This window comes from Paenibacillus amylolyticus, from assembly GCF_050990605.1.
GTDB classification, from domain to species: domain Bacteria; phylum Bacillota; class Bacilli; order Paenibacillales; family Paenibacillaceae; genus Paenibacillus; species Paenibacillus amylolyticus_H.
Genome location: NZ_CP158832.1, coordinates 460,088 through 472,705 on the forward strand (window position 1 = coordinate 460,088; position 12,618 = coordinate 472,705).

13 protein-coding genes are annotated in these 12,618 nt (G+C 48.6%); all 13 read left to right on the top strand.

Annotation, left to right across the window (positions count from 1 at the left end):
• The first annotated feature begins 115 nt into the window (after positions 1 to 115).
• The 13 genes from ABTV53_RS02155 to ABTV53_RS02215 all read left to right on the top strand — a co-directional run bounded on the left by ABTV53_RS02155 (position 116) and on the right by ABTV53_RS02215 (position 12,599).
• The gene (locus ABTV53_RS02155) at positions 116 to 337 is read left to right on the top strand and encodes a hypothetical protein (RefSeq protein ID WP_433750109.1); all 222 of its coding nucleotides are present in this window, start codon (positions 116 to 118) and stop codon (positions 335 to 337) included.
• Positions 338 to 453: 116 nt separating this feature from the next.
• Positions 454 to 1,461 (top strand): 3-oxoacyl-[acyl-carrier-protein] synthase III C-terminal domain-containing protein, encoded by a 1,008-nt coding sequence (locus tag ABTV53_RS02160; RefSeq protein ID WP_433750112.1) that lies wholly within the window; start codon positions 454 to 456, stop codon positions 1,459 to 1,461.
• Positions 1,397 to 2,791 carry an ATP-grasp domain-containing protein gene (locus tag ABTV53_RS02165; protein WP_433750115.1) on the top strand — a complete coding sequence of 465 codons (1,395 nt, stop codon included), beginning with the start codon at positions 1,397 to 1,399 and terminating at the stop codon, positions 2,789 to 2,791. Before ABTV53_RS02160 ends, ABTV53_RS02165 begins: the two co-directional genes overlap by 65 nt.
• The gene (lysA, locus tag ABTV53_RS02170; protein ID WP_433750117.1) at positions 2,792 to 4,081 is read left to right on the top strand and encodes a diaminopimelate decarboxylase; all 1,290 of its coding nucleotides are present in this window, start codon (positions 2,792 to 2,794) and stop codon (positions 4,079 to 4,081) included.
• Positions 4,082 to 4,096: 15 nt separating this feature from the next.
• Positions 4,097 to 4,357 (top strand): acyl carrier protein, encoded by a 261-nt coding sequence (locus ABTV53_RS02175; protein WP_215074751.1) that lies wholly within the window; start codon positions 4,097 to 4,099, stop codon positions 4,355 to 4,357.
• A gap of 116 nt (positions 4,358 to 4,473) precedes the next feature.
• Positions 4,474 to 5,229: a hypothetical protein gene (locus ABTV53_RS02180; RefSeq protein ID WP_433750120.1), complete on the top strand. Its 756-nt coding sequence runs from the start codon at positions 4,474 to 4,476 to the stop codon at positions 5,227 to 5,229.
• A 19-nt stretch (positions 5,230 to 5,248) separates the two neighbouring features.
• On the top strand, positions 5,249 to 6,196 hold the full coding sequence (locus tag ABTV53_RS02185) for a 3-oxoacyl-[acyl-carrier-protein] synthase III C-terminal domain-containing protein (protein WP_421893180.1): 948 nt from the start codon (positions 5,249 to 5,251) through the stop codon (positions 6,194 to 6,196).
• A gap of 25 nt (positions 6,197 to 6,221) precedes the next feature.
• Positions 6,222 to 6,956, top strand: a complete 735-nt coding sequence (locus tag ABTV53_RS02190) for a hypothetical protein (protein ID WP_421893177.1) — start codon at positions 6,222 to 6,224, stop codon at positions 6,954 to 6,956.
• Positions 6,956 to 8,113, top strand: a complete 1,158-nt coding sequence (locus ABTV53_RS02195; protein ID WP_433750125.1) for an acyl-CoA dehydrogenase family protein — start codon at positions 6,956 to 6,958, stop codon at positions 8,111 to 8,113. The genes ABTV53_RS02190 and ABTV53_RS02195 overlap by 1 nt, the downstream gene beginning before the upstream one ends.
• Complete coding sequence (locus ABTV53_RS02200; protein ID WP_433750127.1) at positions 8,106 to 9,059, top strand: hypothetical protein; 954 nt, start codon at positions 8,106 to 8,108, stop codon at positions 9,057 to 9,059. The genes ABTV53_RS02195 and ABTV53_RS02200 overlap by 8 nt, the downstream gene beginning before the upstream one ends.
• A gap of 13 nt (positions 9,060 to 9,072) precedes the next feature.
• Complete coding sequence (locus ABTV53_RS02205; protein ID WP_421893168.1) at positions 9,073 to 10,458, top strand: MATE family efflux transporter; 1,386 nt, start codon at positions 9,073 to 9,075, stop codon at positions 10,456 to 10,458.
• A 33-nt stretch (positions 10,459 to 10,491) separates the two neighbouring features.
• Positions 10,492 to 11,625: an arginase family protein gene (locus ABTV53_RS02210; protein ID WP_433750130.1), complete on the top strand. Its 1,134-nt coding sequence runs from the start codon at positions 10,492 to 10,494 to the stop codon at positions 11,623 to 11,625.
• Positions 11,622 to 12,599, top strand: a complete 978-nt coding sequence (locus ABTV53_RS02215; RefSeq protein WP_421893162.1) for a hypothetical protein — start codon at positions 11,622 to 11,624, stop codon at positions 12,597 to 12,599. The genes ABTV53_RS02210 and ABTV53_RS02215 overlap by 4 nt, the downstream gene beginning before the upstream one ends.
• The last annotated feature ends 19 nt before the right edge of the window (positions 12,600 to 12,618 follow it).

Here is a 12,618-nt window from a genome sequence, read left to right on the forward strand (position 1 = left end):
TGGTAATAGCAAGGGGTAAGGCGTGCGAGAAATCCATTTACCTCCTTTTACAGTTTAAATCCAAATTGGGAGATTATAGAATGATAGTATCCAAGACGAAAGGAGGAATAAATCAATGGTCATTAAAGCGACTCCCATTACATTGGAACAATTGAAGAACAAAGAGTTGGAAGCAGTACAATCGGAAGTGAACGTGCTGGGCGAAACACGTGAAGTTAGTGCTCGTGCAGTAGCAGCTCGTGCAGTAGCGGCTCGTTCGGCGGCAGCTCGCGCTGTCTCGGCTCGCGCAGCAGCAGCTCGCGCAGTATCTGCCCGTGCAGCAGCAGCTCGTGCATAATCCCTTGTATCTACTATGGCATTATGGTTAGTCCAATAGATGAGAGCTTCGGATGAAGCTCTCTCCCTATATTGAGAGTGCTCCGTATGATAGGTATAACGAGGTGTCCTAAACTGATGCATATCAAGCAAATATGGTCATACATTCCCAAGTCCGTCGTTCCTGTCCGGGAGTTAAACGAACATCTGGGACTCAAACAAGCTCAGACCAAAGTGTTGGAGAAAATTCACGGTCTGAAACAGGTTCCGCAAGACAAAGACGGTGATCTGACTAAGCTGTTAGGACGTGTGCTCGCCCAGGTGGTAAACAGTCCGACGGTTGTTCCATCTTCCATCAAGTATATCATTTATTGCCACACAATTCAGGAAAATTTCCCCTTTCCAATGAAGGTATTGCAAGGTCTGAAGCAGGCTTACGGTATGCATCATGCCATTGCGTTTTCACTGACACAGCAGAACTGTGCCTCAGGTCTGATTGCGCTGGATGTTGCTGCAACATTGCTGCCCTCTTTGGAAGAGGATGATCATATTTTAATCGTAACAGGTGAAAAAACATTCAGTCCCATTGTACAGCTCATCCCCAATACAACCGTTATGGGCGAAGCTGCGGCAGCCGTACTGGTTGGTAAATCAGGGCCGGGAAGCAGGATGATGGGGCTTACGAACGTAACCCTTGGACAATTCTGCAACGTGCTGACAGGTGATCCCGAGACGCTCAAGGAATTTCAGGAAATCTATACACCCCAGCTCTGTGATGTCATTCACGAGGCAATCGATGGGGCGGGCCTGACGTTGGAGGATATCCGTTATATTGTCCCGCACAATGTGAATCTGTCTTCATGGAAAAAGGTTGCTGCACGATTGTCCTATCCAATGGAGCGGGTGTACACATCCAATGTGGGGGAAATCGGGCACTGCTTCTGTTCCGATCCCTATATCAATCTGAAAGAGATTTCAGATCAGGGGCTTTTGCAGAAGGACGACTACTATTTGCTTGTCACGGTTGGGCTGGGAGCAACATTCAGCGTGGCGGTGATGCAGTTCGCAGAAGAACGAGGTGATGAGATTGACCGCACTGTTGACCGGATTTTCGAGAAAGCTGAAGCGGGCGCTTACAGGTCATGATGAAGCTGTTTTTATTTATATAAACAATTTTGAAGTCGAAGAATACTGGAATGAGCAGGGGGTACTGAAGTTGCCTTCCCTGAGTGTTGGTTCGGCTGCTGACGTTGTAAACCGGATGGAGGAGCTGGGGATTTTCCTGGCAGGTGAACAGGATGTCGTATTGCTCAAGGAACTGCCGGATTCCGGGTTTATAGCAGATGCACAGGCCATCGGTTTTGGTCGATCCCGTTTAATTGCTACTGAATATAATGAACCGGGAATGAACATTACAGCTAACATCCTGCATTGTCAGCGTACGCTGGACAGGCTGCGTGAACTGGCAGATAGACAGGATATACAGGCTTATCTGGTTCCCTTCGGAGCCTCGGATCAGGAAGAAGAACTATCCCAACGCACAGGTATTCCCCTTGCTGTACCGCGGGCTGACATTTTCCGCAAAGTCAATGATAAGGGCTACTCCCGAAGGCTTAATGCCGAACTGGGTATCCGTCAGATTCCTGGCTGTGAGTGTTACTCTCTGGAGGAACTTACGTCCGGATTTGAACGTATGCAATCCGTGCTGGAACAGGGTGGGCGTATTGTCATGAAGGATTCGATGGGCGTCTCGGGCAAGGGAATCACCGTTATTGCAGATGAAGCCCGTTTCCACAAATGCATGAAATTGCTGGAGAAACAGGCAAGCAAAAATGGGACAAGAGCCGTGAATTATGTGCTGGAGCAGTGGATGAACAAAACATGTGATCTGAATTATCAGATTTTAGTTCATCGGAGTGGTGAGGTTGAATTTCTTGGTGTGAAGGAATCCCTGGTCGAACAGGGTGTTCATCAGGGGCATCTCATGCCACCACATCTTGGTGATTCGCAGATCGCGGTAATTCGGGATGCAGCGTTGCAAATAGGTGCTGCGCTCCATCGGGACGGATACTACGGTGTAGCCGGGATCGATGCGATTCTGGATGAGGACGGAAGTGTGTGGCCTAATCTGGAGATCAATGCAAGGTTTAACATGTCCACGTATCAGACTGAGATCCAGAACCAGTGGATTCCTGAGGGGATGTTAGCTTTGGCCAAAAAATATACACTTCGTTTGAATCACCGCCTGGATTATGGAAAGTTAAGGTCAACGCTTGGTCCTCTGTTATTTGATCCGCTGAAGGGCGAGGGAATACTTATCAACAATTTTGCAACGGTTAATGCGGCCTTCAAAGGTGAAGATCGTGTGTTCTCTGGTCGTCTCTATGGTGTCATTATTGCTCATTCGGCTGAGCAGCTACGGGCGACGGATGCTGCGGTTGAAGCCAAGCTATCATTCCTAAACGAGGTGAAGTAGATGTCTGGAGATTATCAGATTCAAGGGCTTGCGATTTCGGCTATCGCTGCACGATTCGGTACACCATTATACGTCTATGACGCTGAGGTATTGGAGCGAGTATATGAAGAACTTCGCAGCCTGCTGACTCCAAAGGTGGAATTGTTCTACTCATTAAAGGCTAATCCCAATATTTCAATTGTTCACCTGCTTCAGGGGCTTGGAGCTCAGGCAGAGGTCTGTTCCATGGCCGAATTACATACCGCACTACAGGCGGGTACGAAGCCGGAGCGTATAATCTTCCTCGGACCAGGCAAGACCGACGCGGAGATAACCGCATGCATTCGTCATGGCATCTACGCAATCGTCTGTGAATCGTTTCAGGAGCTTAACCGTATTGAGGCCATTGCAGCTGAAGAGGGACGGATTGTCCCCGTGGCCCTGAGAATCAATCCTTCTTTTGCCGTGAAGGGATCACGGCTCACGATGGGTGGCAAACCACGCCAGTTTGGCATGGATGAGGATACGGTGATGCAGGGGCGCCAGCAATTGGAAGAATGCTCACATGTGAATATTATCGGTCTGCATGTATACATGGGAACCCGTATGCTTGACGTGGAACCTATTGTGGAGAACACACGTCACATTCTGGAGCTCGCCGAACGGCTGGAGGTGCAACTGGGTATTCGGCTGCAGATGGTAGATGTGGGCGGTGGTCTCGGAGTTCCGTATTACGAGGGAGAACAGCCGCTGTCTGTGAGTGCCCTGTCTGCACAATTGAACCCTTTGTTCGAACAATTTAAGGAAAAGCATCCTGACATCAGACTGTTCATGGAACTGGGAAGGTATCTGGTGGGAACCAGTGGGATACTGGTTAGCCGAGCCTTATATGTCAAGGAATCGTATGGGGAGACGTTTGTCGTGACTGATGGTGGTACGAATTGTCATATGGCTGCGGTCGGAATCGGCTCGTATGTGAAGCGCAATTTCCCGATTGCATCTTTGTCACGTTACGGAGAATCCCCGGTTGCAGAGTTTAATGTCACTGGCCCTTTGTGTACCCCGAATGATGTTATTGGCAAAAAAGTAAACCTGCCTCCCGTTGAACAAGGGGATTTAATCGGCGTATTTCATTCCGGTGCCTACGGCCCTACTGCTTCACCGACCCATTTTCTCAGTCATGGAAGTCCGGCTGAAGTAATGGTTAGTGGTGGAGAAGCCCATCTGATTCGGGAAAGGGATACTCCCGAAGATCTACTGGGCAAACAGCGTTTGATCCCTGTTTCACATTCCGCAGTAACCAACAGATGAGGAGAGATGATGATCATGACAACCGCAGTATTGCTTGAAGAAATCAAAGGTGCCCTTGCCGAAGTGCTGAATATGGAAGAGAACCAGGCTGTTACATGGGACACATCCTTATTTGATGAACTTCATCTGGATTCAACGTCTGTTCTGGAACTATTGATGACGTTGGAAGACCGTATTGACGGTCTTGAGATCGACCCGGATGAACTGGAGCCAGATGTATTTAATACAGTGGGTTCGCTAGCTGTATATATCGAAAAGCAACTCGTTGCTGCCTGATGGCGGCGCCTGTTACCATCCGGGACATGAAGGTCAGGCTGTTTACGGACAAGCAGCCTCCGTTCGAACATCCGGAGTTGTTAAGATTTCACAGTGACTTGTTGGCGGGGTCCCCCGTGGTACCCCGGTTTCATCTGCTGGAGGGTCGTTATAACAATGCCTATCATGATATGAGTGTACTACTGCTTGAAGAGTCGGGACTGGATCAGATCATGGGAGACGTGGATGTTCTCCTGCTGGCCTATCATTTTCCCAATATTCGTCCAGATATCTCCATCGTCAACTATCTGCTGGACCGTTATCAGGCACGGTTCCTGAGCTTTGCCGTGAACGATATGGGGTTCGGGGCACCGTTCGCGGCACTTCATATGCTCCAGCATTATCTGAACAGTGGCAACTACGATCGGGGCATGCTGCTTGTGCTTGATCAGACGTCTCTCCCCTACGAGACGGAAGGAGTTGGCGAGATTGCAGTACCCGACACGGGAGCTGTTCTGGTTCTGGATCGGTTGGCACAAGGCGGCTCATCCCTTGTCGGTGTGGAAATACAATATGCCGAGAGTTCGATTGCCGAGACAGCAGAATTGCTGCTGGACAGGCTTTGCGTTCAGGTATCCGTTAATCTGGCTCAGATCAGGCTTCTTGTCCATCCGCTGTTGGAGCAGGAAGTGTCCGGTACCGAATGGTTTCATGCTACAGGCTGGCAAGGGAGTTACGATCCTGCCCATTGGAGCGCTGCACCATTCTTTGGTCTGAAGCAACTTCTTGAAGATCGGTGCGCAGATGAATACATATGTCTGATGCATCTGGAACCAGATGACAAGTTTATTTATGCACTTCTCATTCATACAGGTGGGTACGAAGAGTTGTAATCGAGAGGAGGGAAACGTGATGGGGCTGGGTATAGTCAATATTGGTGTGTATTTACCTGATCAGATCGAAGAGCCCGAGGTTATCCTCGAATCCTTGGGATTGGGTAAAGGGGAGCTGCAGTTGCTGCGCAAATATCATCGTCTGAACGGTGTTCCCGTTACCCCTCCAGGTCAGCACCTGGATCATTCTATCGTTCGCGCGATCGGACAGCTTGTTGACAGACAACCCTTGCCTGCCATTGACCTTGTGATCTATGCCCATTCTGCACATGTACAAGCACCAGGGGATTATAGGCCCTTGCAGCGGGCTCTGAGTGAATATGGGCTTGAGCATATCCCCTTTTATAGTATTTCACAGATGAATTGTGCGTCCTCGATAGCCGCTCTTCAATGGCTTGAACGAATCTCCCGTACACAGCCTGATATTTGTAATGTTTTATTGGTATGTGCCGATCAGTTTAATTTCATGCCTCCCGACTGGAGATATATTCGAAAGTCTACGATTCTGGGTGACGCGGCTGTTGCCATGCTTCTATCCAGAAATCATGGTCAGCACGTCTTACAGGCAGCGCATGTTCTTCGGGATACGAGGTTTCATACTGGATACTATGCGGAAGTGGAAGAGATGACGTCATTTAACAAGCTGTATGTGGATCATATCATTCGAGGCATGGAAGAGCTGCTGTCAGCAGAGGGCCTGACACTTCATGATGTAGATCATATCTTTCCCCACAATGTGAATTGGACTACTTGGAAGGAATTTTCAAAGCGTACAGGCATGGATCAAAAACAAATTTACCTGGATAATATCCCGCAGATTGGACATACCTTCTCCACGGATGCGTTCATCAATCTAAGCTCCGGGCTAGACAATGAATGGGTGCATAAGGGCGAAAGGTCCGTACTGGTCAGCATTGGGCTGGGCAGTTTTTTTGGTTTTGCGTTAATCGAGCATGGAGATTGTTGATCTTGAGTCAATAGGAGGAGTGCATATGTCAGTCTTGAATTCTGATGCGGTAGGCACTGTGCCGATGGGTACAGAGGCGGCAGGTCGTCCAGTTCCGGCTGTAACAGATCTGCTGGAAGCAGCGATGTTGCGTTTGGATACACGTCCCGTCTTGCTTTGCCAAGGAGGGATAATACTGGCGACACCTGAACTCGTGAAAAGTGAGCCATGGATATGTCATGCAGAGACAGGCCGGATCTACGAATGGAAACAGGTACGTGCGGATCGGGTGGAAGATCGGATGTTGGAGCCATCTGGTCTGGTACTCTATCGAATATCGGAACTTGGGAATGAAGATGTGGCATGTGTTGAAAGACAAGATGAAGTAACAGCCGATATAGCTGATCTCCGAAACCGTATGCTTTATTTCCGTACTGAACTGTGCAGCGCGGGGTTGGAGCAAGTGCGTCATCATCTATCCAGTCGCAACTCAGGCGGGCAATCCACTCTTCAGCATCAATTGGTCAAGGGTATGATTGCTGATGTTTTGACTGTACTCTATATGGCGGAGACCATTCAGTCGGATGAATTCGTATTAGAGCAATCAGGCATTTCCGAGGCTCGTACAAGTACATGGGTTCATCAAGAACTGGATGAGGCCTTCCGCCAATTGCAGCGTCTTGGAGGAGGGTTTGGATATTTGCGCCATGCGATCTCGGCCTACGTGTATGTAGGTCAAATGGTCAAAAATATGCTGCTCATTCCGAAGGAGGCCTTCTGATGATTACACGATCCACCATTGCTGTTTTTGAGCAGGAAATGAAACAATATGCCACGGAATTACGTGATATTGGCCTGGTCATTGACCGTGAACCTGAGCGTATAGCTGAGTTTACACATCTGGCATCTCTGCGAACCATCAATCGCATGATGATCCCGCCGGAATATGGCGGTGAACCGATCGTTACGGTAGGTCAGGAACGATATTATGGTCTTTCCTGTCTGGAAAGAGTTATCGCGATTGAGGAGCTGTCGGCAGGAGATGCCGGTGTATTCCTCGGGAGTCCGGGTCCATCGATGTCCAGTGTAATCATATCAGCCCTGGCTGATTCAAAGCAGAAGGAGAGGTACTATTCCCATTTTCTCAAGGGACCTGCGTGGTCATTCTTCGCACTTACTGAACCGGAAAAAGGCTCGGATGCTACCGGAATTGGCACACGAATTTCGCGGAATGGAGAAGGCAGACTGAACCTTGACGGACAGAAGTTCTATATTGGTAATGGCAGTCGTGCCAGCATCGGACTGGTATTTGCTCAGACCAATCGTACACCTCTCGGCATCCAGATTGCGCTGGTAGACACGTCTGTGCAGGGATTCAGTGCTACACCTCTGGATACGATGGGGGTTAGAGGTGTGCAATTAAGTCACCTCACGTTCGATGGTTTTCCGCTGGCTGAGGAAGATATCATCGGGCGTCATCTCAGTCCAACCAAGCGTGGATTATGGGGTGCGCTTCAGACCTTTCATCGCATGCGGCCTGGTGTCGCTGCACTTGCGCTTGGCGTGGCACGGGCAGCATATGATTATGTGAAGGAGCAGAGGTCTGTTTTCTCGGAGAGGGAGAAGATGGAGCTGGAGCGACTGGAGATGCGCTTGCATTCACTCCGTAACATGATTCGCAGCGCAGCGGCGGAGATTGATGCGGATGTGCAGAAAGGCTATCTCGCTTCCTTGAGTAAAATTCGTGCCGGAGCATTGGCCGAGGAGGCCACGGAACTGGCGCTTGACCTGATGGGACCTGGTTCCATGATTGACCATCCTTTGTTGAATAAATGGTATCGGGATGCGCGTGCCTTCGAATTCATGGAAGGAACGACCTCCATTCAGAAGATCAACGTTTTCCAAGCCTATGCCAATGGAAAAATGAAGCATGCCTGATACGCTGAATAACCCTCGCGCGATGTCCGTCTATGTTAATCATATCTGTTGGGTTACGGCCGAAGATCACATGTACACCACAGACATGCTCGATGTGGAAGATTACTATTACTTATCTCCACATATATATATGGAAGAGAACTATTATGACAGATTCACTGTGCGAACCCGATCTTTGCGATCCGGTGATCAACAGATAACTGCCGGTGATCTTGCCATGGTTGTCATGGAACCTTTGGCTTCGGGTACAAGTGAGCACTGGGATCTGCTGATTCTTGCCCAGACCTATCCTGAACGTTACGCCATGAATCCACCTTTGGCCCGAATTCTGGAGTCTCCTTCCTGGAAGGTGAATTATCCACTGGCACTTTCCCATATGGGACCACTCGCTGCTACGGAAGGCATGCAGGTTGCGGCATGGACACTAGGGAGAAAGGAACGGGGGATGTTTGTTCTGTCCGAACAACGTGTGATTGAAGAGCACAACTCTCCCAACGATCTGTCCGATATGGCTGTTGCCTTGGAGTTAAACGGTCAGTCCGGTGCTCTTGCCGTGAATTATATAGGAAAGAGAACGGTTGATGATATCGAAGGGAATGCTGTGGCTTCAGAGATGATATCCATTATAGATGAGTTCATGGGTGCTGGTCAGACGGAGAATATTGTTCTTCAATCCCGATTGCGTAGACACATAATCTCTTATTTGAAGCCAGGCATGTCCTTCAGTAAGCCAGTCTACCATATACCTGAGACCATCGATTACCAGAGTGGCGATGTGTGGATACAGCTCGCTGTACAATTACAGAACGGAAACATCAAGGTAGATGATCATGTTCTATTGATATCCTGGGATGGCGAACGGCTGTTATCAGCGTGCTGTGTACACGTAGTACATCTGCCTGTCCTAAGTCGTCTCACACTACATCAGGAAGTGAAGACATCATGAATGGAGGAGGGGATTGAATTTGAAAGGTCTGGATTACACTTCGGGATCGGTTAACCGGCTGTTAATCCGCACTGCAATCCCGATGCTGCTTGCTTCTTTAGTTAACGTAACGACGCAGCTGGTCAATGTTTTTTTTATGGGTCATACCAGTCAGACCGTGTTATATGTGCTATCACTGTATATTCCCATTTCCTTTATCATGATTGCGCTTGTGGAAGCCATGCAATTGTCGGTTCAGGTTGCTGTCTCCCGGAGCAGAGGGGAGGGCTCTCGGGCTTTTACCTCGCTACTGGGACATATGCTTGGCAGCGCAGCTATTTTTTCGATTGTTGCTGGCGGTGTAGTTATGCTCGTGTCACCACTTCTTTCCTGGTTCTATGCTGTTCCTATTGATGTAAGGCCCTTGTTTACCATGTATGTAGCAGGCATGATGGCAGCGGGTGTACCCGCTGTGCTCGCAGCGGTGGGTGGTGCCGCATTGCGTGGGTTGGGCCGGGCTCAAGCGGCAGCGTGGAATTCCGTAGGTACGGCATTGCTCAACATTATGCTGGTGTACTGGTTCGTTTCAGTGGCTGGAATGGAATTGAAGGGAATTGTGTACGCCAATCTTATTTCTTCTACACTCTCTTTACTCATAAGCCTCCTGATACTGATATTACGGAAGGAATTTGTGTATGAACGGATAACATTGGTGTGGAAACATCTCATTGCACTTCAGCAGGTAGGTATTCCCGTATTTATTTCGTATTGTCTTATCTTTTTGAGTACCTTCTTTTTCAACAAAATCGTCAGTCGCTTTGGCGAAGGGGTTGTTGCTGGATTTGGAGTTGGATACCGAATTCAGACGATGGCCATACTGCCCGGAATTGTTATTGGATCGGCTATTGGAATCATGATTAATCATAATCTCAAGGAGGCTCATCGACCACGTGCATATGAAAGCTATCGCAGAGGTCTGATACAGTCATTCATTCTTTATATCGTAATTGCCGTATCCATCTGGGTATGGCGGGAACCGCTGACAGCTTTCCTGATTGCGGACCCCGTATCCCGTGCAGAAGCGGCCCGATATCTGGCAGTGGTTGCCCTTTCCTATCTGACCATGGGACCTATGATGACAACGCTGCTTACCATGGAACAGAGCGGACGCGGCTATCAGGCCCTGCTTATGAATGCTGCGTATTTTCTGCTTATTATTGTTGCAGGCTGGGGGCTGACACGAATCTTTGATCATGTGGGATACTTCTACGGTGTCATTGCTTTTGTTAATGCAGCGAGTTTATTATGCATTTTACCCGTGATCAGGATGTTCAAAAAGGACTATACAGATTCATCTGGGAACAAATCAACTGACGTGGAGGAGCAGGAGGGTCTGGCTGCTCAGAGTTATTCGACCTAGATATAACCCATATCAAATAAAGGAGGTCTCTTTATGCAAGCTCCGGAACCTGCCTACCTGGTACGCCGCATCGGTGATACATTGATTGCAGCCGATGAGATGTTCAGCCAGTTCTATCAGATTGAACCCGCTGCAGAGTTGGAGACACGTCCGGTCCCCCAGCTAGATGGCGTTAACCCTACGGATGTCCCTTTTTTTTCATTTGAACCTCTTGTAGGTCAAGATTCACCGCATCTCTATATGCTGGGTATCCCCTATTCCGGAGGTTCAGGTATGAAGGGATCAAAAGTCGCGGGATTTGAGCAATCGCTTCGGGCCGAATCATGGAAAAAGGTAATGTATCCAGCTCTGACGCAATCCCGCACATCAGGACTATATGACATTGGCAGTGGCCAGAGATTACTTGAATCTGTAATGATGCAGGATTTGGGTACTTGCCAAACAGATGATACGGATTTATCCTACGCCCAGGGTCTTAACTCAGCTCTGGTATATACCGAAAGGGAAGAGGCGCTACTGTGCTGCATTGGTGGTGATCATTCCATTACGTATTCCGTTCTGAAATCCATATTGAGTCGATCCAATGCAAGAATCATACTTGTCCAGTTCGATGCCCACCATGATTGTGGGGTGGATGCCATTCATCAGGATGAGATGCATCATGCCAATTTTGTAAGGCATCTACTGAAGGAGGACGGTATCGCCGCAGTTGTGCAGATTGGTCTGCGCGGCCTGCGTTCTGTAGATCAGATGTACAAACATCCCAAATTGGTTCAGATTCCTGCAGAACAGATGACCCCGGAACGAGTAACGACAGCTCTGCTTGAAGTACAGCACAAGTTTCAGGCGGAAGCGGCCTATTTATCGTTTGACCTGGACTGCCTTGATCCTGGAAGTTTCCCTTATGTTGATTTTCCTATCAGTGGAGGCCCCTCATGGTTTAACACTCGAAACTGTGTGATCGCAGCACTGGAATCTTCCTTGCCCTATGTGGGCTTTGATATGGTGGAAGGGCAGGAAGCAGAATTGGAAGAATGCATTCCGGGGCAATATGAGATGGCCCTCCGAATGCTTACGTATATGATGGATGGCATGCACCGAAATTACCTGCGACACGGAAAGGGTGCTCTTAGAGTATCTCAAGCCTTGGAGGGGACACATAGATGACGAACTTTAGATCTTTATATGATATGTACCGTGAACAGGTCAGAGATGAACTTCATAAGGAGCGGAAGGATGGCATTCATTTGGGGTCCTTTTATGCACTAATGAACATTATCAAGGAGATGGCTCCGCTCAAGCCGAAGCAGTCTGCTGAGTCCATCTGGATGGACTATCTCGCATTTCTTCGTACGATTAACGAACACAAGAAAAGCCCCTATTCGTTTATGGAGTGGGATGAGGTAGAGGGGCGGGAACATCTGCAGGCAACATTGCGTGAAGGTGGTGCATTATTAACCTGGCATTATGGTTTTGTGAGGCACAATATGATTACGATCGGACAGGAAATACGTGCAGGTCATATGTCTGCCAAGCTTCCATTCTATCTGATTGCCGAGCAGGAAACAGTGGAACAAGAGAAGAAACTGTCCGGTTGGGAGGCCATCCGCAAGTATGCAGGTGCGGAACTGCTCAATGCAGAGGATGAGATGATTGGCATCAGGTTGTATTCCCATTTGCGAAAAGGTGGATCATTCAGTCTGTTTGTAGATGGACAGACCGGATTCAATACGGATAACCATGCTGTTGAACTGCCTTTTCTAAGTTCGAAAATTCGCACTCGAAGTGGTATTTTTCGTATTTTAGCCAAAACGCAGAAGCCGGTATGTGTGTACTTTATGACCCTCACGGAGGATTTTCGTTCCAAGATCGTTTTCCTGCCACCGGTTGTATTGGATCAGGATATTCAGGCTTCTGCTAATAGGATATATGAGCCATTTCGCGAGCAACTGTTAAGCCAGCCAGCATTGTGGCGTTTCTGGGACAGGCATCACCAGCAGGTCATTCGTTGGCGAGATGATGAAGTAACTATTGGTGCTGAAGCGGACAGTCGGGTGGATTGGATATCCAAGCCACTTGATGGTTTTGGACAGCTTGGTCTGAACACGGACAGTGGAGCAATCTATAATATCGGTTCGTAGATTGAGGTGAGAGGAGGAG

Coding starts and splice junctions, on each gene's coding strand:
- ABTV53_RS02200 (WP_433750127.1), top strand. CDS start 8,106: ATGCCTGATACGCTGAATAACCCTCGCGCGATGTCCGTCTATGTTAAT.
- ABTV53_RS02155 (WP_433750109.1), top strand. CDS start 116: ATGGTCATTAAAGCGACTCCCATTACATTGGAACAATTGAAGAACAAA.
- ABTV53_RS02160 (WP_433750112.1), top strand. CDS start 454: ATGCATATCAAGCAAATATGGTCATACATTCCCAAGTCCGTCGTTCCT.
- ABTV53_RS02190 (WP_421893177.1), top strand. CDS start 6,222: ATGTCAGTCTTGAATTCTGATGCGGTAGGCACTGTGCCGATGGGTACA.
- ABTV53_RS02175 (WP_215074751.1), top strand. CDS start 4,097: ATGACAACCGCAGTATTGCTTGAAGAAATCAAAGGTGCCCTTGCCGAA.
- lysA (WP_433750117.1), top strand. CDS start 2,792: ATGTCTGGAGATTATCAGATTCAAGGGCTTGCGATTTCGGCTATCGCT.
- ABTV53_RS02195 (WP_433750125.1), top strand. CDS start 6,956: ATGATTACACGATCCACCATTGCTGTTTTTGAGCAGGAAATGAAACAA.
- ABTV53_RS02165 (WP_433750115.1), top strand. CDS start 1,397: ATGAGATTGACCGCACTGTTGACCGGATTTTCGAGAAAGCTGAAGCGG.
- ABTV53_RS02185 (WP_421893180.1), top strand. CDS start 5,249: ATGGGGCTGGGTATAGTCAATATTGGTGTGTATTTACCTGATCAGATC.
- ABTV53_RS02215 (WP_421893162.1), top strand. CDS start 11,622: ATGACGAACTTTAGATCTTTATATGATATGTACCGTGAACAGGTCAGA.
- ABTV53_RS02210 (WP_433750130.1), top strand. CDS start 10,492: ATGCAAGCTCCGGAACCTGCCTACCTGGTACGCCGCATCGGTGATACA.